This window comes from Bdellovibrio sp. ZAP7, from assembly GCF_006874645.1.
Lineage (GTDB): Bacteria > Bdellovibrionota > Bdellovibrionia > Bdellovibrionales > Bdellovibrionaceae > Bdellovibrio.
Genome location: NZ_CP030082.1, coordinates 2,398,955 through 2,416,183, shown reverse-complemented (window position 1 = coordinate 2,416,183; position 17,229 = coordinate 2,398,955). Strand labels below are relative to the sequence as shown.

The 17,229-nt window shown below is 45.6% G+C and carries 19 protein-coding genes; 8 read left to right on the top strand and 11 right to left on the bottom strand.

All coding sequences use genetic code 11. The annotated features are described in order from the left end of the window. Window positions 1-16 precede the first annotated feature (16 nt). Both gstA and DOM22_RS11670 read right to left on the bottom strand, forming a co-directional pair. On the bottom strand, window positions 17-625 hold the full coding sequence (gene gstA / locus DOM22_RS11675; RefSeq protein WP_142700546.1) for a glutathione transferase GstA: 609 nt from the start codon (window positions 623-625) through the stop codon (window positions 17-19). 127 nt (window positions 626-752) lie between these two features. Further along, on the bottom strand, window positions 753-1,025 hold the full coding sequence (locus tag DOM22_RS11670) for a hypothetical protein (RefSeq protein ID WP_142700545.1): 273 nt from the start codon (window positions 1,023-1,025) through the stop codon (window positions 753-755). Window positions 1,026-1,391: 366 nt separating this feature from the next. On the opposite strand from DOM22_RS11670, the gene DOM22_RS11660 reads away from it, so the two are divergent. Both DOM22_RS11660 and DOM22_RS11655 read left to right on the top strand, forming a co-directional pair. Next, window positions 1,392-1,940 (top strand): hemerythrin domain-containing protein, encoded by a 549-nt coding sequence (locus tag DOM22_RS11660; protein WP_142700543.1) that lies wholly within the window; start codon window positions 1,392-1,394, stop codon window positions 1,938-1,940. Window positions 1,941-2,062: 122 nt separating this feature from the next. Next, window positions 2,063-2,353: a hypothetical protein gene (locus DOM22_RS11655; RefSeq protein ID WP_142700542.1), complete on the top strand. Its 291-nt coding sequence runs from the start codon at window positions 2,063-2,065 to the stop codon at window positions 2,351-2,353. A gap of 69 nt (window positions 2,354-2,422) precedes the next feature. On the opposite strand, the gene DOM22_RS11650 is transcribed toward DOM22_RS11655, so the two are convergent. Continuing rightward, window positions 2,423-2,968 carry a hypothetical protein gene (locus DOM22_RS11650; RefSeq protein ID WP_142700541.1) on the bottom strand — a complete coding sequence of 182 codons (546 nt, stop codon included), beginning with the start codon at window positions 2,966-2,968 and terminating at the stop codon, window positions 2,423-2,425. 319 nt (window positions 2,969-3,287) lie between these two features. On the opposite strand from DOM22_RS11650, the gene DOM22_RS11645 reads away from it, so the two are divergent. Continuing rightward, window positions 3,288-4,796 carry a methyl-accepting chemotaxis protein gene (locus DOM22_RS11645; protein WP_142700540.1) on the top strand — a complete coding sequence of 503 codons (1,509 nt, stop codon included), beginning with the start codon at window positions 3,288-3,290 and terminating at the stop codon, window positions 4,794-4,796. Between the two features lie 85 nt (window positions 4,797-4,881). On the opposite strand, the gene DOM22_RS11640 is transcribed toward DOM22_RS11645, so the two are convergent. Next, window positions 4,882-5,244 carry an ASCH domain-containing protein gene (locus DOM22_RS11640; RefSeq protein WP_142700539.1) on the bottom strand — a complete coding sequence of 121 codons (363 nt, stop codon included), beginning with the start codon at window positions 5,242-5,244 and terminating at the stop codon, window positions 4,882-4,884. A 72-nt stretch (window positions 5,245-5,316) separates the two neighbouring features. On the opposite strand from DOM22_RS11640, the gene mutM reads away from it, so the two are divergent. The 3 genes from mutM (at window position 5,317) to DOM22_RS11625 (ending at window position 9,473) form a co-directional block, all read left to right on the top strand. After that, entirely contained in the window at window positions 5,317-6,135 is an 819-nt protein-coding gene (gene mutM, locus DOM22_RS11635) for a bifunctional DNA-formamidopyrimidine glycosylase/DNA-(apurinic or apyrimidinic site) lyase (RefSeq protein ID WP_142700538.1), read from the top strand. A gap of 120 nt (window positions 6,136-6,255) precedes the next feature. Next, window positions 6,256-6,483 carry an acylneuraminate cytidylyltransferase gene (locus DOM22_RS11630; RefSeq protein ID WP_142700537.1) on the top strand — a complete coding sequence of 76 codons (228 nt, stop codon included), beginning with the start codon at window positions 6,256-6,258 and terminating at the stop codon, window positions 6,481-6,483. A gap of 536 nt (window positions 6,484-7,019) precedes the next feature. Beyond that, entirely contained in the window at window positions 7,020-9,473 is a 2,454-nt protein-coding gene (locus DOM22_RS11625; RefSeq protein WP_142700536.1) for an acyl-CoA dehydrogenase, read from the top strand. 62 nt (window positions 9,474-9,535) lie between these two features. On the opposite strand, the gene DOM22_RS11620 is transcribed toward DOM22_RS11625, so the two are convergent. After that, complete coding sequence (locus DOM22_RS11620) at window positions 9,536-10,576, bottom strand: hypothetical protein (RefSeq protein ID WP_142700535.1); 1,041 nt, start codon at window positions 10,574-10,576, stop codon at window positions 9,536-9,538. After that, window positions 10,573-11,472: a TIGR02147 family protein gene (locus tag DOM22_RS11615; protein WP_142700534.1), complete on the bottom strand. Its 900-nt coding sequence runs from the start codon at window positions 11,470-11,472 to the stop codon at window positions 10,573-10,575. Before DOM22_RS11615 ends, DOM22_RS11620 begins: the two co-directional genes overlap by 4 nt. Before the next feature lie 215 nt (window positions 11,473-11,687). On the opposite strand from DOM22_RS11615, the gene DOM22_RS11610 reads away from it, so the two are divergent. Beyond that, window positions 11,688-11,993 (top strand): hypothetical protein, encoded by a 306-nt coding sequence (locus DOM22_RS11610; RefSeq protein WP_142700533.1) that lies wholly within the window; start codon window positions 11,688-11,690, stop codon window positions 11,991-11,993. 70 nt (window positions 11,994-12,063) lie between these two features. On the opposite strand, the gene DOM22_RS20005 is transcribed toward DOM22_RS11610, so the two are convergent. After that, a complete protein-coding gene (locus DOM22_RS20005) occupies window positions 12,064-12,552 on the bottom strand; it encodes a hypothetical protein (RefSeq protein WP_210415618.1) in 489 nt (162 codons plus the stop codon). Window positions 12,553-12,653: 101 nt separating this feature from the next. Then, window positions 12,654-12,986 (bottom strand): hypothetical protein, encoded by a 333-nt coding sequence (locus DOM22_RS11600; RefSeq protein ID WP_142700532.1) that lies wholly within the window; start codon window positions 12,984-12,986, stop codon window positions 12,654-12,656. Between the two features lie 256 nt (window positions 12,987-13,242). Between DOM22_RS11600 and DOM22_RS11595 the strand changes: the two genes are divergently transcribed. Beyond that, window positions 13,243-13,779, top strand: coding sequence for a hypothetical protein (locus DOM22_RS11595; RefSeq protein WP_142700531.1), 537 nt, complete (start codon window positions 13,243-13,245; stop codon window positions 13,777-13,779). Between the two features lie 32 nt (window positions 13,780-13,811). Here the strand turns inward: DOM22_RS11595 and DOM22_RS11590 are convergent, their stop codons facing one another. From DOM22_RS11590 to DOM22_RS11580, 3 genes are all read right to left on the bottom strand, one after another. Then, window positions 13,812-14,840, bottom strand: coding sequence for a hemolysin family protein (locus tag DOM22_RS11590; protein WP_142700530.1), 1,029 nt, complete (start codon window positions 14,838-14,840; stop codon window positions 13,812-13,814). 143 nt (window positions 14,841-14,983) lie between these two features. Beyond that, window positions 14,984-15,421: a response regulator gene (locus tag DOM22_RS11585; RefSeq protein ID WP_142700529.1), complete on the bottom strand. Its 438-nt coding sequence runs from the start codon at window positions 15,419-15,421 to the stop codon at window positions 14,984-14,986. 170 nt (window positions 15,422-15,591) lie between these two features. After that, window positions 15,592-17,175 (bottom strand): Rnase Y domain-containing protein, encoded by a 1,584-nt coding sequence (locus tag DOM22_RS11580; protein ID WP_142700528.1) that lies wholly within the window; start codon window positions 17,173-17,175, stop codon window positions 15,592-15,594. Window positions 17,176-17,229: the final 54 nt, after the last annotated feature.

Here is a 17,229-nt window from a genome sequence, read left to right as displayed (position 1 = left end):
CCTGCGCTCTTTTTAATTAAAGACGAATACCTTCTGCGGCAACAGCTTCTTTTACTGTCGGACGGTCAGCCATTTTGCTGATGAAGTTTTGCAAAGCTTTATGGTGAGCGATATCCACACCAACCAAGCCTGTCCAACGAAGAACGTTGTAGGCGTAAGCATCAGCTACAGAGAAGGTCTCGCCCAAAATAAATGGATTTTGCTGAAGATGTTGATCCAAAACTGCCAAGCGCAATTGAACTTTGCCTTTGATTTGCTCTTTTGTTTCTTCATTCATGACGGCGCCACCGAACAATGAACCCAATCCCTTATGGATTTCTGTCGCAATGAAGTTTAACCACTCCATAGCTTTATAGCGCTCCATTGTCCCGTACTTTGGAAGAAGGTTTTTATCTGGAACCTGGTCAGCGATCCATTGCAAGATCACCGCGCCCTCAGTCATCAAGTGACCGTTAGGCAGTTGCAGAGCCGGAATGTAACCCTTTGGATTAATTTTTTTATAGTCGCCGCCAGAATATTCTTTCGCTTTTAGATCTACTTTAACGAGTTCAAAGTTCAAGCCGGCTTCACGAAGAGCGATTTGGGAAGCAAGGGCACATGCGCCTGGAGAATAAAACAGATTCATTGAAATGTTCCTTTGTTGGTAAATAACGAATAACGAATAACGAAAGCGACATTAATGTATCAGTAACTGATACATATGTAAAGTTTCAATCTTGTCTGGCGTCAAAGTGAGAAAGGCGTTTATTTGATTAAGGCCAATAATAATAGGCAATGCCGCACAGCAAAGTCCCAACGACCCAGGTGTAAAGGGTGCTTGTGACGAAAAGAGGGTAGACCATCAGTCCAACCCCGACAGCGACGTTAGGAAGGTGGGCCTCGCGACGACCTTTGCGAAACAGCCAGATCCCGATGATTCCGAAAAGGGTTGCGGCAACAAGGGCGCCCACACTGTAGTCAAACCCCAGCGTTTGCATTGTTTCTAGTGGGGACGGAATCGATGGGACGGTTTCAAAATCTTCCATTCATCTATTCTTTCAGAGAAGTCCTGTTTCAAGCAACATCTACACGATGGCTTTACAGCCCTTAGGCGAGTGACTAAAAACAATCACTTTCAAATTTTCTGCAGCCATGCCGGCGTTATACTGTGGACCAAGGAGACATTTATGAAAAATTCAAACTCAAGCAAAGGACAGCGACCTACCACAGTACGAGGCCCCGCTCTGAGAGAGAAGATCATACAATCTCAGATCGAAGGGGAGGAATTCCGCACGGAAAATCAGGGCGCGGATGTGAGGGAAACGCTCGTCAATCATTCACAGGCGACAACTCACAATCGTACGAAATCCGATGGTAAAAAATAGATCACACTCAGCAAGGGGGAATATTCCATGGCACAACATCAGCAACAGCAAGGTAATCAATGGTCGGGTGGCAAAGAGTTTTCAAAACAAGACGACATCGTCGAAATGATTTTGGAAGATCATAAACCACTAAAAGAGCTGATTAAAATTATGAAGGACTCGGATAAAGATCTGGAAGCTCGTGAAGATGCTTTCGCGGAGTTCGCTCCACTTTTAGTCTGCCACGCAAAACCCGAAGAACAAAGTCTTTACGTATATATGAAAGGCAATGAGGAACTTCGCGAAGATGGGTTTGAAGGAGATGTTGAGCATCAACTGGCCGATCAACTTTGTGAAGAGATTATGCGCACTGAAGATCCAGATGAGATCGGAGCAAAAATCAAAGTGCTCGCCGAATTGGTCGAGCATCATATTGAAGAAGAGGAAGAGGATCTTTTACCAGAGTTCAGAAAGAACTCTGAACCTCAGGAGCGCATGCAGTTGGGTGAAAAATTCTTGGCATTGAAAGTTCAGTATTTGGAGAAAGGCGGGCAAGAAACTCCGCATGAATCAGATTGGAATTCTGAAATTCATTAGTTGTGGACTGACGTTTGGCAGCCGGGAACGTGTTCCCTTGTTTTTTGAAAATAAAAATAAGATCCGGCTGCTCAAAGCCCTTAATTTCATGGACCATGAAGGAGCTAATAAAAGGAGCAACTATGAAACTGAAAGGTCTTGTCCTCACATCGATTTTTGTTATGGCTACGAGCACATCCATGGCGGCAGATTATAGTAAAAGTAAAAATAAACCTTATCCGCCGCCATCTAATTCAGAAAATATTAACACTCGTCATCCTAAATCATCTGACCCTTGGGCACGTGATGATATTTCCGCAATGCCAACGAATCCACGGGTATCGCGTCCTTCAAAATCTCTAGATTTGAATGATTTCGGTCGCAGAGCGATGGAAGACGAATCCACAACAGATAACAACACCTTAAGAAGATAAGATTAAAGTCTTTGAAAAATAGAGGACGGTGGTTTAATCCATCGTCCTTTTTTATTGTGGCAGTGCTGGTTAGGCTTGGCGAACTTGATTGGCCATGGCTTTGATATGGCCACGAGATTTCGTAGAAAAGGTGGAAGGCATCAAGTGACTGCAAACATCATAAGCTGTTTGCAAGTCTTTACCGATCGTAAGTTCCGTATGAAATTGCATGGCAAAAGTTCCCAACCTTACAGCAACGTCGGGCGCTAGTTGATTCCGCAAAACGGTAAAAAGAAATAATTGTTGATTGGAGTTATAGGCATTTAAGATGGCCAGTGTTCGTAGAAGTGTCTGCATGAATTCTTCTTGTGACAGATGTGGGATCATTTGAATGCTGTTTAAAATATTACGCTGTTGCATCAAAGCTGTCTCGGTGATGTCACCGTATTGTTTGGATTCTAAAAGTGGTGGGTAAAAGGAAATCTGTTCTGTGCGGAAAAGGTTTTCCAGGCTTTCGTAAAGATCCTTCACGAATATATCGCGGCTGACTTTGTCAGAAATATGAAGACTGCGGATCAAATCGACTTTCTGTAAGACCAGGTTGTGTTGTGCCGTAATAAAATCATAAATGTTCATGAAGAGTCCTCCGTAGTTGAAATCAAACGCTAGGCGGTGATCTTAGTGACGTCACGGGGAATGTTTAGAGAAGTATTGAAGATGAACATAGTAAAATTATTTTAAACCGTAATTGATGTATGCAAGATGCGTCGTTAATAAAAAGCCTTATTCAGGCCGATCGTGTTTCTATTTTGGATGCGGCTCGACCGAATAAACTTTTATTTATTAGTCCAAATTGCAGTTAAGTTCCGATCAAAAATCCAGTTCTAGACTCTTAGGCTTGCTTAGAACTCCGATCTGAAATCCCGATAAATATCCGTGTTTCTCGGGAGGAAGCGTGAACATTTTTGCCAAAGTTCGTCTGTTTAATATTTTGTCTGTTACATCGGTTGTCGCTTTGTACGTCGCCATTGCGATTTCGTTTCACTACAAGTCGGAGCTAAATAAAGCCCACGACAATAAATTCGTTTCGATGAAGCTTGCAGGAGAGCTGCAGCAAAGCTCGTATGATCTTACACGCACCGCTCGTACTTTTGTTGTGACGAAAGATCCGAAATTTGAAACAGAGTACTTTGATATTATCGCGATTCGTAACGGTGAAAAGGCTCGCCCTGACGGCCGTAAAATTGCCTTGAAAGAATTGATGCGCCAAGCTGGATTTACTGATCAAGAATTTGCTCTGTTAACTGAGGCCGAGAAGCGCTCTAATGACTTGGCTAAGCAAGAAACGATCGCCATGAATGCGGTTAAAGGTTTATTTGCTGACGGAAGTGGGAAATTCACAATTCAAAAGGATCCTGATTTAGATCTCGCAAGAAAATTGATGCATGATGATTTCTATCACAAAGCGGCAGCTTCGATTGGTGAACCCATTCAGCAGTTTTTAAAAATGATGGAGGCGCGAACTTTTGCTCGCGTCGAGGAAGCGCTTCGGTATTCAACGTTGGCTCTATACAGTGTGGCCGGGCTTATCGTTGTTTTATCTATGACGATGTTGTTATCTTCGCGCGCGCTTCGTCAGGGTATCCGTACCCAAGCTGAATCTTTAACGAAGTCCTATGTGCAAATTCGCGAATCCGTGGCAAGTCTTAGCAGTTCAAGTGCAGATTTGTCTGCGGCATCAACCGAGTCGGCAGCATCGCTAGAAGAAACCGTGGCCTCTTTGGAAGAGCTATCAAGCATGGTTAAAATGAATGCCGAGAACGCGCTTTCTGCATCCACATTGTCACAAACTTCGAAAAGTACGGCGGAAGAAGGCTCTCGTGAAATTCAGAACCTAATGAATGCCATGGGTGCGATCGTAAACTCTTCTAAAAAAATTGAAGACATCGTGTCTGTGATCGACGATATCGCGTTCCAAACAAATTTATTGGCACTTAACGCCGCGGTTGAAGCTGCGCGTGCAGGGGAACAGGGCAAAGGCTTTGCGGTCGTGGCTGAAGCAGTTCGTGCGCTGGCACAACGAAGTGCTGCTTCTGCCAAAGAAATCTCGGGTTTGATCTCGGAAAGTGTTGATCAAGTAGAGGCGGGTAAAAATGTCGCTGAAACCAGTGCCGAAGCATTGCAGAAAATCGTAAGTTCTGTGACTAAGGTAGCAGGCCTCAATAACGAAATTTCCACAGCCAGCAATGAACAAAGCACCGGTGTTTCGCAAATCACTCAAGCTATGAATCAGCTAGATCAAGTGACGCAGTCAAATGCGGCCTCTTCAGAAGCGATCTCGGAAGCAGCGGCACGTCTAAATGAATCGACGCAAGGGTTGACGTCAACGATTGAAAATCTGGCGTCGTTAACCGGCTTAAAATCCGACGCCATCCATGCAGCAGATCAGCAAACGGCAGTTTAAGAAAATATTTATTTAAAAAAAAGCCTGCGCAGAAATGAGCAGGCTTTTTGCTTTTTAGATACCTAAAGTGTTGTTGTACGAAGGCTTATAGGTCGATCTCCAGTTCGTAAATCTTCCGAGCCGCGACAGCCACCTTGTCTGATTTAAGCGGACGCACGTCAGTCAATTCCCAAGCAAACAAACCAGGTTCCCACTTATCCCAGCAAGCATCCAATAAATCATCGGCCCTAAAAGGTCTGACATTTTTAATCTTAACTAAGGCGACGGGTTTACCCGCGGGATCGATTTCGCCCTCTTTTCTCAGGAAGTTGTTGTTTTCAACAATCAGAAGATCCCCCTTGAAATCAAAGTCGGCTGGGGGAGTCCAAGATCGGATCTCTAGCTTTTTCTCGCCCGACGCAATTTTACTTCCGTTCGGCCAAACAATGGAAAGGGCATTATATTTCATCAAGGATGACGCTATTTGGGTTGGTGATCGAATGCAAGCAGTGATAGAAAGCAGAAATCACGAGGTGTGCGTATGCCTGAATTGCCAGAGGTCGAAGTCGTCCGTAAGGGGCTGGAAGAAATTCTTAAAAAAGAACCGACGCTTTTAGATATTGAGCTCAAACGTCCGGATTTGCGCGATCCGATTCCGCTAAAAAAACTAAAAACTTTGATTGGTCAGAAGGTTCGCAAGGTCGAGCGTCGCGCTAAGTATCTTTTGATTTGGACCGACAAGGGCGGGATGCTTTCACATTTGGGAATGACGGGGACGTGGCGAGTCGCGGAGAAGGGTGATGAACGGTTGCATGATCACATCTATTTGCACTTTTCAGGTGGTTTGCGCTTGGCTTACCGTGATCCGCGCCGGTTTGGGATTTTTGACTTTGTGGCCGCAGACGATGTTGCTGTGCATCCAAGACTGAAGATCTTGGGGCCTGAGCCGCTGAGTGCTGAATTTACAGGCGAATCTTTGTGGCAGAGTTTGCGCAATAAACAGATCGCTTTAAAGGTCGCCATTATGGATCAAAAAATCGTTGTCGGGGTGGGGAACATTTACGCGAGCGAAGCGCTTTTTGCCGCAAAAATTAAACCCACTTTGCCTGCAAAAAAACTCTCTCTTGAGAGAGCAAATTTACTCGTAAAAGAGATCCGTCGCATTCTTGCTGAGAGCATAAAAAAAGGTGGTTCTTCGATCAGTGATTTTGCCCAAACTTCGGGCGAAAGCGGGTACTTTCAAAACACTTTCAAAGTGTATGATCGCGCGGGACAGCCCTGTGTTGTATGCAAACAACAGATCAAATCGAAAGTGATGGGCGGTCGAAATACTTTTTGGTGCGGACATTGTCAGAAATAATTTTTAAAATTTTATTGCTAAGGTATTATAAATTTGTATAACTTAGCCCTTAGTCGAGATTAACAAAAAACACAGATTCGCCATTTCGGTGGGTTTGTAAATTTACGAAGGGACACAACAATGAAAGCTATCGTTATCGCAGCTTTGCTAGCACTTTCTTTCACAACTGGTTTCACTTGCTCTAAAAACCAACCAGCTGAAACTACAACTACAACTGAGACTACAACTACTACAGCTCCAGCTGACGGTACTGCAGCTCCAGCAGCTGACGCTACAGCGGCTCCAGCAGCTGATGCAACTGCAACTCCAGCAGCTTCTCCAGCAGCTCCTGCTGGCGAAACTAAGTAATTAGTTTGCTAGATTAGTTAGTTCAAAAAGCCACCTTAGGTGGCTTTTTTTTTGCCTTCGTTGTCGGGTGCGGTCCTCGCTCCCACGTGCCTGGGGCACGCCTGCGCTGCGGTTCGCTCCCTCCGCGTGGGCTTCGCCGCAAAATGCCTTCGACATTTTGTGCATCTGGACCTTTTTGATCAACCCTCTTGTTTGGGACAATTCTACGAGCTTTCCGTTTGTTTTTTGGCTGGCCCTGCGGGCGCCGCTGTTTTCTGGCTGACTGTCGCCTTTGAAGACTTAGCGCCGCTTCTGGTGGGGCTTTCAGCCCCTTGCCCCCGGGTGGGGTTGCACCCATTGTCCCCCTGGGGACGGGGAGGTTTTTGCCGGGTTTTTCTGCTGCGTGGGTGGAGAGGGAAACTTGGAACTAGGATTGGGGCTCTAGTTTTGACAGTACTTAAGCCCTCGTATTTGTTGGGTAAATGTGGGATCGCGCTTGATTAGTGCACGATTGAGGCGTCTAATTAATGGGGTAAGCATTAATAAGGAGAATCATCGTGGATTCAATCAGCGTTTATGGGTATTTCTTAGAGTGCTGCACTTGGGCTTGGGTTTTGGGCTCGATTGTGGCGCTGTTGTTTGTTGGCTTCTTTGGAAGTCCTTTGATCGTTTGGACGATCTTGTTAGCGGCCATCATGGTGGGCTTTGCGGCTCCAATGTGGTTGTTTGTTGTGGGTGCTGTTTTGGCAGTGATCTTCAACGTGCCGCCGATTCGTACAGCACTTGTTACTTCAGGTGTGTTTGCGATCTTTAAAAAGTTCCAGTTTCTGCCTAAAATTTCTGATACTGAGAAAGCGGCACTTGATGCCGGTGTGGTGTGGGTAGAGAAAGATCTTTTCTCTGGTAAGCCTAACTTCTCTAACTTGATGAAAGAATCTTATCCGGATTTGACTGCGGAAGAAAAAGCTTTCGTTGAGGGCCCGGTTGAGACTCTTTGTAAAATGATTGACCACTGGGAAATCTATAAAACGAAAGAAATTCCTCCAGCTATTTGGGATTACATCAAGAAAGAAAAATTCTTAGGAATGATCGTTCCTAAAGAGTACGGCGGCCTTGGCTTCTCGGCACTTTGTCACTCTGAAGTTATCATGAAGCTTTCTTCGCGCTCTTTGGCAGTTGCGATTCAGGTGATGGTTCCGAATTCATTGGGTCCTGCAGAGCTATTGGCTCACTACGGTACTGATGCTCAGAAAAAACACTGGTTGCCTCGTTTGGCTGATGGCTTGGAAATCCCATGCTTCGGTTTGACTGAACCAAATGCGGGTTCTGATGCGGGTGCGATCACTTCTTCAGGCGTTCTTTTCAAAGACACTGATGGCAAAATCAAAATTAAATTAAACTGGAATAAACGTTGGATCACTCTTGCTGCGATCTCCTCGGTTATCGGTTTGGCGTTCCGTCTTCGTGACCCCGAAAATCTTTTGGGTAAAGGTGAGGACCTTGGTATCACTTGCGGTTTGATCCCTTCGAACACGCCAGGCGTGGTTTTGGGTCGTCGCCATGATCCACTAGGTACTCCGTTCTATAACTGCCCAACACAAGGTAAAGACGTTGTCGTCGTTGCTGAAGACGCAATCGTTGGCGGTCTTGGTGGTGCAGGTCGTGGTTGGATGATGTTGATGGAGTGTTTGGCTGCGGGTCGCGGTATCTCTCTTCCAGCTCAAGCTACAGGCGGTACTAAACTTGCGATGCGCGTAACTTCGGCTCACGCAGTGGTTCGTCGTCAATTCGGTGTTTCTATCGGTAAATTCGAAGGTGTTGAAGAGCCTCTGGCTCGTATCGGTGCCTCGACATATGCATTGGAAGCAATGAGAAGATATTGCTTGGGTGCTTTGGATAAAGGTATTAAGCCAGGCGTTATCACAGCGATGCAAAAATACTATGCGACTGAAATGGGTCGTAAAGTGATCATCGATGCTATGGATATCATGGGCGGTGCCGGTATTTCTTTGGGTCCCCGTAACGTGCTAGCAGAAATCTATATCGCAACTCCAATCGGTATCACGGTTGAGGGTGCAAATATCATGACTCGTACATTGATCATTTTTGGTCAAGGTGCTCTTCGTGCGCATCCGTTCGCTTATGCGGAAGTGAAAGCTTACGAAGCTAATGATCTAAAAGGTTTCGACAGAGCATTCTTCGGTCACATTGGTCACATCGTTCGTAACACGTGCCGTGCGATCTTGTTGTCATGCTCTCGCGGTTACTTAGCTGCCACTCCAGACTGCCATCCGCAAATGAAAGTTTACTTCCGTCGTATGTCTTGGGCTTCCGCTACATTCGCATTGCTATCTGACGTAGCGATGGGTGTATTGGGTGGTTCTTTGAAAATGAAAGAGAAAATTACGGGCCGTTTCGCTGATATCCTGGCTCACATGTATATCGCAACTGCGATCCTTCGCCGTTTCGAAGCAGAAGGCCGCAAAGAAGAAGACTTGGCATTCGCTCACTACAATTTGAAAATGTGCATGGTTGAAATCCAAAAAGGTTTCGACGGTATCTTTGATAACTTGAAGATCCCAGGTGCTCGTTGGTTCTTTAAAGGTTGGATCGGTGCTTGGTCTCGTATCAACTCTATCGGTTCTCAAGCCTCTGACGGTTGGACTCACGCTATCGCATCAGAAATGATGAAAGAAGGCGGCATCCGTGATCGTTTGACTCAAGGTATTTACCTTCCTAAAGAACGTGATCAAGCTGTAGGCCGTTTGGATTACGCTTTCTCGGTTTCTTTAAGAGCAGAAGCTGCTGAGAAGAAAATCAAAAAAGCCATCCGTGACAAAGCTCTTCCTAAACAGAAGACAAACACTTTGGTTGATGAAGCTTTGAACAAAAACATCATCACGGCGGAAGAAGCTAAGCTTCTTAAAGAAGCCGACCAAGTTCGCTATGACGCGATCCTGGTTGATGATTACAACGAAGAGCAATATCACGCTAACAAAGTGATCCCTTAGTCGGATCCGCTTTAATAAAGCTTAAAAATAAAAAACCCCGGTGATGAACCGGGGTTTTTTTATTATTTCGAAGGTGGTGTCGGGTAGTAGTTAAATTTCGGAGTGGGCCTTAAAACGCTTAACATATACGCTTCCATTTCGACCTTCAGTTGATCGACTTGCAGAATGAAAGCTTTGAAGTCGGCTTCCTTTTGATCCTGTACTCGCGGTGTCGTCAGATTTGTGCGACTGAACTGCATAAGTGTCGGGTTGATATCAGAGTTATTAAAAATCAACATATCTACCTGGCCATCATGTCCTGCCATAAATTTCAGACGCTTGCGTAGCTCTGCATCTCCAGGTTGTTTCCAGTAAGCTTTATTCACTAAGTCCAAATAGGTTAAGCGTAATAAAATATCGCCCGTCAGATCCATCTGTGGTGGCACCAAAGGGTAGTTGCTCGACGTGTAGGCTGCATAGCTTTGGATTTTTTCGCGGAGGTCTTTGCTGTATGCGGTCACGTCTTCGGACAGGCGCTGTTTATTGCTCCAAACCCCTTCAAAGATGGAATAAGGATTGTATAAAACAAAATCGTCGATGCCTTCCGGCTGAGTCACCGGATAGCCAGCGAATTCGATAAATCGTAAAATGTATTGTTGAAATTCTGTGGCCGCGGCTTCATCAAATCCAATCAGATGTGAATACTCATGCATCATCAAAGCTAAAATTTGCAGGCGATAGTTTGCAGAGCTCAATTTGCTTTTTAGTTGCAACGAGCTTACGCAAATACGATTTGAAGGTTGCGAATATGCGACTGCATCTTTTTTGCTAACGCCATCAGAACAACCATCGTAACCAATGATGTCGACCGGAGTTGTGCGAATGATATTCAAAAGATCCAAAGGCTGGTTTTTCTTTAGCTGAAGATTAAACGGGGGATTGCGCAGCCAAGCATGAATCAAAAGTTGAGCATCAGTGGCAGCACGATAAATGGCATGCGTGATGTTTTGGTCCGTCAAGGTCTGGTCTGCCTGGGTGTCGCCACCATTCCCAATGCGAACTGTGTTGGCGTATCCAAAGGAGGACACCAGTAAAAGAGCGGTTAGCATTGCGGCGATTTTCATGACTCAATCTCCATCGTAATTTTATTTTCAGCTTGTTCAAAAAGAGGCTCGGTGGCTTTTTCCTGCAGAAGGGAGCTCGTCGGAATCACGTTAAGGTTCATTTGAAAGATGCGTGAGCCCGCTAGTTTTTTTGAACTGTATTTCTTAGTTAAAAAGTTTTGGAACTGCTCAACGTCTTGCTGCAGTTCTTGGTATTCGCTTTCGTCCAAAGTCATCAGCAGAGCGCTCAATAAGCGCTCTGTTGGATTTTTGGTGATCGCCGCTTGGGCTTCTTCCAGGCTTTTATTGTGAAAAGACTGAATGGCTTGGTTGCCCAATTGGTTGGGGATTTGTAAATCACGCTCTAACGCTGCCCAGATTTCTGTGGCTTGATCATAAGTGGCCAGTCCGCAGCTGTGGATGTTGTTTAAGATTTCTTGGGCTTCGGCCTGAGTCATTCCCAAAGTCTCAGCAACATAAGAAACAGTACACCTAAGGTCTTTTAGGCTTAAGAGTAGATGCACGCGGGGAGTTTTTGGATTGGATAGAAATTTATAAACATCGCGAATCTGTGAGCCCAGTTGCCCCTTGTTCAGACGAACAATCTGTTGAAAGTGATAGTCCTTGGTGTCAAAGCTGGTGGCATTCGCATAGTGGACCAAGTGTTCAAAGTATTCCGCTTCATTTGCAGACAAGGACAATGATTTAATAACTGGTGCGATTGAATCCGTACCCAGATTTCTTTCGCCGATCATCACCAAGCGGATGTGATTGCGACTTTTGAAACCCAGTTGCAGCGTCCACGTGCCGTAAGAAAAACCTCTTTTATGTTCTTTGTTGTAGGCATACCACGCCTGTAAAAACAGGCGATAGTCCACGTAAGACAAGATAGAGGGTTTGGCGGAGGGTGTATTCATTAAGTGTCCAGTTTAGGTTCAGCAAGAATACACCATGGAATACGTTCTAATGTAAAACTATAGTTAAATAGCGGTAAATATTACTGTATTCAAATTTAGAATACGACAAGTGAGTTATAGATAGGGTAGAAACTTGCGGAGTAAGAATGCAGTCGTGTAAATATGCGGATGTCAGCAGTTAGCTAAAACGTCCCAAATATTTAACAGGAGATAATATGAAATCCGTAATCGCACTTATCGCAATCCTTGGTATGACTTCCACAACTTTCGCAGCCGGTGTATCGATCGAAAAGATTGCGAAAGAAATCAAAGAAAACGACACTAGAACTGTTGTTAAAGTCGTAAATAATGACCAAGATCAAAATCCATGTCTTCCAGATGGCGAGTCTTACATTGTTGAGATTCAAGTAAAGAAAGCCAGCTGGGATCCAATCAATACAAAGATTGTCTATAAGTGGTCGACTGAAAAAACGATCAGTGTTGATAAGGAAGGCCGCAAAATGGAAGTTTGCGCTGAGTAATCTGATCTATTAAAATTGAAAATGAAAAAACCCCAGATGGTGAGCCTGGGGTTTTTCTTTTTTAGATCATCTATTGTGGAGTGCCGTTCGCAATCCAAGTGTCAACCAGGGTTCTTTGTGTCTGAGGCAACAAACCGCTAGTCGGCATTGGCTTACTTGAGTTGTTCATGCGCGACTTGATTTTCGATGCCGCGGCTTTCGCTTGAGTATAGCTGGTTAGATCCAATCCTGCAGAGGCGCCACCAGCTTTGTGGCAAGCAAAACAGTTTGTAGCAAACACTCCTCCCGAAGCTGCAAGTTGAGTGTAAGTCACAGTCGCAGATGTTGGAGAAGGCGTCGGCGACACAGTCGGCGTCGGAGTTACCGTTGGTGTTGGCGACGGTGACGGAGTGACCGAAGGAGTTGGAGTGACCGTAGGTGATGGAGACGGCGTCACAGTAGGCGTCGGCGAAGCAGTCGGTGATGGTGAAGGCGAAGCCGTTGGCGATGGGGTTACTGTCGCAGTCGGCATCGGTGTCACCGTTGGGCTTGGTTGCACCACTGGTCCATTATCCGCCACACACTGAGCGTATTTATCTTGAGCGCGTGCCCAGTACAGATTGATTTCATCAATGCGCGCTTGATTTGCGGGTCCCGTCGCGGGCGGCTGGTGAGAAGCATTTACGGCTTGGCTAGAAATTTTCGCCGCCCCACGGGTGTAAAGGCATTGTAAGAAGTCAGAACATCGGCGCTACCAAACACGCCTTTACCGATACCACCAGCCACGTGACAACCACCGCAAGTCTGAGTCAAAAATGGATGAAAGGTGCTAGCGTAAACTTGAACGATGGCTTCTTCGCAGGTCTCGCCATTGGCAGTGGAAAATTCAGTGCTCCCACCGAGGGAGGTTGAATTTAGGATCGTGAACCCTTGACCACAGTTATTAAATGCGACGACGGTTATGGCGGTCCCGATCACCCAAAATAACTTTTGTATGGAGTAGGTTCTTCCCAAGTGTCCTCCGCTGTGCAATTGCGAAAAGATGATATTTTATTTTCGGCGATAAATTAGGTGCGCAAAATATGGTTTGCTTAGAATCTCAAGGCGAGACGCAACTTCTGTTTCCCAGAGGGGATTGAAGATCTGTGATTTGAAATAGAAAACCCCAGGTGATGTGCCCAGGGTTTTAATTGAATCTTTTTGTATTTTACCAAGGTGGATGGCTCCGAGAGGGGAGCTCTCTTAAGCTTGAGCTTCATCGGAGGTTACAGTGTTTGGATTAAAAGGTGGGACCATCTTTGTGGGGCTGCTATTGTCTTCGTCGTTCGCGCAGGCAGAGCTGCAAATTACCGCGAATCAAAATATCTGGGCGGTGCCATCCACTTCAAAAAGCTGCAAGGCCTGGAACGATGGTCAAGAGCAGGATAACATCAAACCTAAATACATCAACCTCGGAAATCTTAGTTTCCTTTGGTCTAATCCAAAAAAGGATTTCCGCATTCGCGAAATCCGCGTTTCCATCCGCGACAAAATTTTAAAAGGCGGCGAGTATAAGTGCAGTGTCGTCGGTGACGAATTGCTGGCTCTGGGTATGGGAGATTGGCTGACCATTAAAAAGTCAGCAAATCATCAATACACCTATGTGGGCACTGATTGCGCCATGCTTTGCGGTGGGATCGAGTTTGCTGATGATATAGCAGGAACTATGAATGGAAAAATCGAAGTCGTAGGCGACGCGCTGGAAGGTAATACCCAGGAAGAGCAAGTCTATGGCCTGCCAATTCAAGTTGATAATTTGGAGTTTTAATTCGCCCTTGGGGCACCCAAGGGCAGTTTGAATTAAGGACGGCGGCGAGATTTCGCTGCCAAAAGCTTTTTAACAAACCCATCGTCATCTTCGTCAAAAATATCTCCGATGATCTCTTCAAAGATATTTTCCATCGTGACCAGGCCATTTAAATTCGCGCGTTCATAAATGATCGCCATGTGCGAATTCTGCTGCTGCATTTGCAGCAAAATGCGGAACACGGGTTCAAAAGCTTTGAACTTTAGAACCGGGCGAATCAGTGTCTGCCAATCCAGGTTTTTATATTTAAGAGCCGTAAAGAACTCTTTGGAGTTGATCAAACCAATGATTTCGTTATCGTGCATGACCGGGATGCGGGTGTGACCTGAGTTAACGATAATCGTTTCCACGTCTTCAATGGCATCGTCTTTGCGAACGAAAACCACTTCACTCCAGGGCACCATAATGTCTCGAGCGAGCAGCTTATCAGCGCTCACCAGGTTCATGATATATTGCTTCGTTTGGTGTGGCAGATCTTCAAGTTCAAAGTCATGCTCGCCATGGTTAGCATCATGGGTTTGTCCCAAAGAAAAGACCTTTAAGATCATATGTGTCGATTTTTCGAGAATCGATACAAAGGGGGAGAGGACTTTTTCACCGTAATAGAGCGCACGCGCAGTCCATAAGGAAATGATCAAAGATTTTCGTAATGCCAATGTCTTTGGAACCAACTCGCCGACAACGACGCTCAAGTAAGACAAAGGCAAAACCACGGTGACGATTGATAAAGCATCGGCAGTGCTTGGTGAAACCTTAAAGTGCTCAATATATAGCGGAGAAAGTGCTTCTTCAGCACCAGCACCACCCACGGCAGCAGCGACAGCACCCACGACAGTAATGCCAATCTGAATGACCGAAAGTGTGCGTTCAGGGCTGGCTTTCAGCTTTAACAAAAGGCGCGCGCGAGCATCGTTTCCAAGTTTTTGTAATTGTACTTTTCTAACTGTGACAAAGGCCATTTCAGCGCCCGACAACAGCATATTGATCGCTAGACAAATGATGACGACTAAAAACTCAGTCACGGTCGTCGCCTAGTTTAATTGTTGAAAAAGGGGAGGCTACTAGAAAATTGGGTAAGGGGTCAGGATTCATAGGTGCTCACAGTAGCAAAAAAAAGGCCCGAATCAAAGATGAATTCGGGCACCATGTAACAAGATTGTGTTAGCTAGATACTTTTGAGGATAAAGTTAAACGAGCGCATCATGGAGCTGAATGCCTGTCGTTTGTTAATAAAGCCTAAATACGAGAAGTTACGCACCAATGGTAGATCCAATTCCTCTTCGCTGTGGCCTGTATAAATCACCACGGGAATGGTCTTTTTGATCTTATTGACCTTTTTCTCAGTTAGCAGTCGATCCATTAACAAAAGTGTATCGCGGCCGCCCATCTGTGGCATTTGCCAATCTAGCACTACGAGGTCATAGGGTTTGCTCGCAAGTAGGGGGATGGCGTCCTGACCGTCGAATGCCATGGTAACGTCGCATTTATAGTGATCTAAAATGTGTGACATCAACTTAACGGAGTCCAAGCTGTCGTCGATGACAAGAACTCGAGGGATGCGTTGTTTTTCTAGTGATGTCGATGAACTGGTATCTAGCACCATAAAACTCTCCTGTAATTGTCTTACTTCGATCATTTGAACCGATGTAAAACGGAGAATCTTCTAAAAGAGGCTGTCTGACGGGATCTTAATAAAAGGTCTGTCGAAACACACAAATCACTCGTGTTTCGACAGTCTAAAGGCTAAATAAATATGAATTAAGCGCTGAGTAATTACGCAAGTTCTTTGCGCGTTTGCTCACTCACCACGGTTTCTCGGACCACAACAACTTTGATTTGCCCAGGGTAATTGCACTCTTCTTCGATCTTCGCTGCAATTTTTTTAGACAGATCTAAAGCGTGCATATCGTCGATTTTTTTACCGTTCACAAGCACACGGCACTCGCGACCACCACTCAATACAAAGCAGTCTGTAACTCCAGGAAAGCTGCGAGCAATGTCTTGAAGTTCAGAAACTTTTTGATTGTAAGACTCGATCGTTGAACGACGAGCCCCAGGGCGCGCACCAGACACTGCATCGGCTGCGATAACCAGGAAGGCATGATCTGTAGAGGGTTGTTCGTCAAAGTGATGGGCTTTAACCGCGTGAACGACATCAGGCGCTTCACCGCGGGCCGCGATAAAGTCGGCACCAATCACGGCATGTCCACCTTCCATCACGTGGTCCATGGATTTGCCGATGTCGTGTAGCATGCCCACACGGCGAGCTTTCTTGATATCAAGCCCCAGTTCTGCAGCCATCAATCCCGCAAGCCAACCCACTTCGCCGCAGTGAAAGTATTGGTTTTGCGTGAAGGAGTAACGATAGCGCAAAGAACCCATCATCTGACGAACTTCCGCATTCAGGCCCTCAAGCTTAAGCTCTTTTGCCATAGCATCGCCATCGTGTTTGATGTTTTTGAAAAGTTCTTTCTTCTGATTTTCAGCAATTTTTTTGATGAACTCAGGGGTGATGCTTTTCTTTTCTTTAAAGATTCTTTCTAAAGTTCTGCGCGTCAGTTCACGGCGAACAGGGTCAAAGCCGGCAACGCCGACCATTTCCATGTCTTGTTCCACAATGATATCGCAACCGCAGCTCTCTTGAACTGCTTTGATGTTGGCTCCCGCTGGATCCACAAACAATTTGCGCACGTGAGCATCCGGGAAGTTCACGGCACCAATGCCGCGCTCAGGACAATACGGTCTTGCAAAACGGTCGATCACCAAAGCCAGGATGCGTTTTGCACGGGTTTCCGCGTGTTCTTTTGCATCTTCTTCGTGTTCTTGTGCCAAGCGCGCAGCACGACGAACAGCTTCGTCTTCCATTTTAGCTTTTAGTTCCGTTTTGAAATCTTCCGCAGAAGTTCCCAGTTTTACCGTAAGCTTTTGTACGAATTCATTATTCAATGCTTTTTGTGCATCCTTGATTTTCGTAAGTTCGGCTTCTTGGCCACGTAAAGCCTGTTCCTGTGCTTTTACGTCGGCTTCGCGTTCCTGAAGTTTCTTTTTCTCTTCTTGAACGATGGAATCGGCTTTGGCTTTTTTTTCGTTTGCGACCTCTTGCAAATCTTCAATGCGACCTTCTGACTTCAACATGTCAGGTTCAACTTTGGTCCACATTTCCATTTCGATTTCTTGAATGCGCTCTTTTTGCTCAAGCTCTTTCAGCTCGATCGCTTCCTTCGCTTCATCGACAATTTCCTGGGCGTCTTCACGCGCCAGACGAAGTGTGCGTTTCACATTCAACTTGTGCAAGGCCCAACCCAAAATCCCACCGGCGATAATTCCAACCAGGGCTGTAGCAATCAATGCAGTCATAAATACTCCTAACCCTTTAAGTTTACTGCCCATATGTTAATAACGCAAATTTTC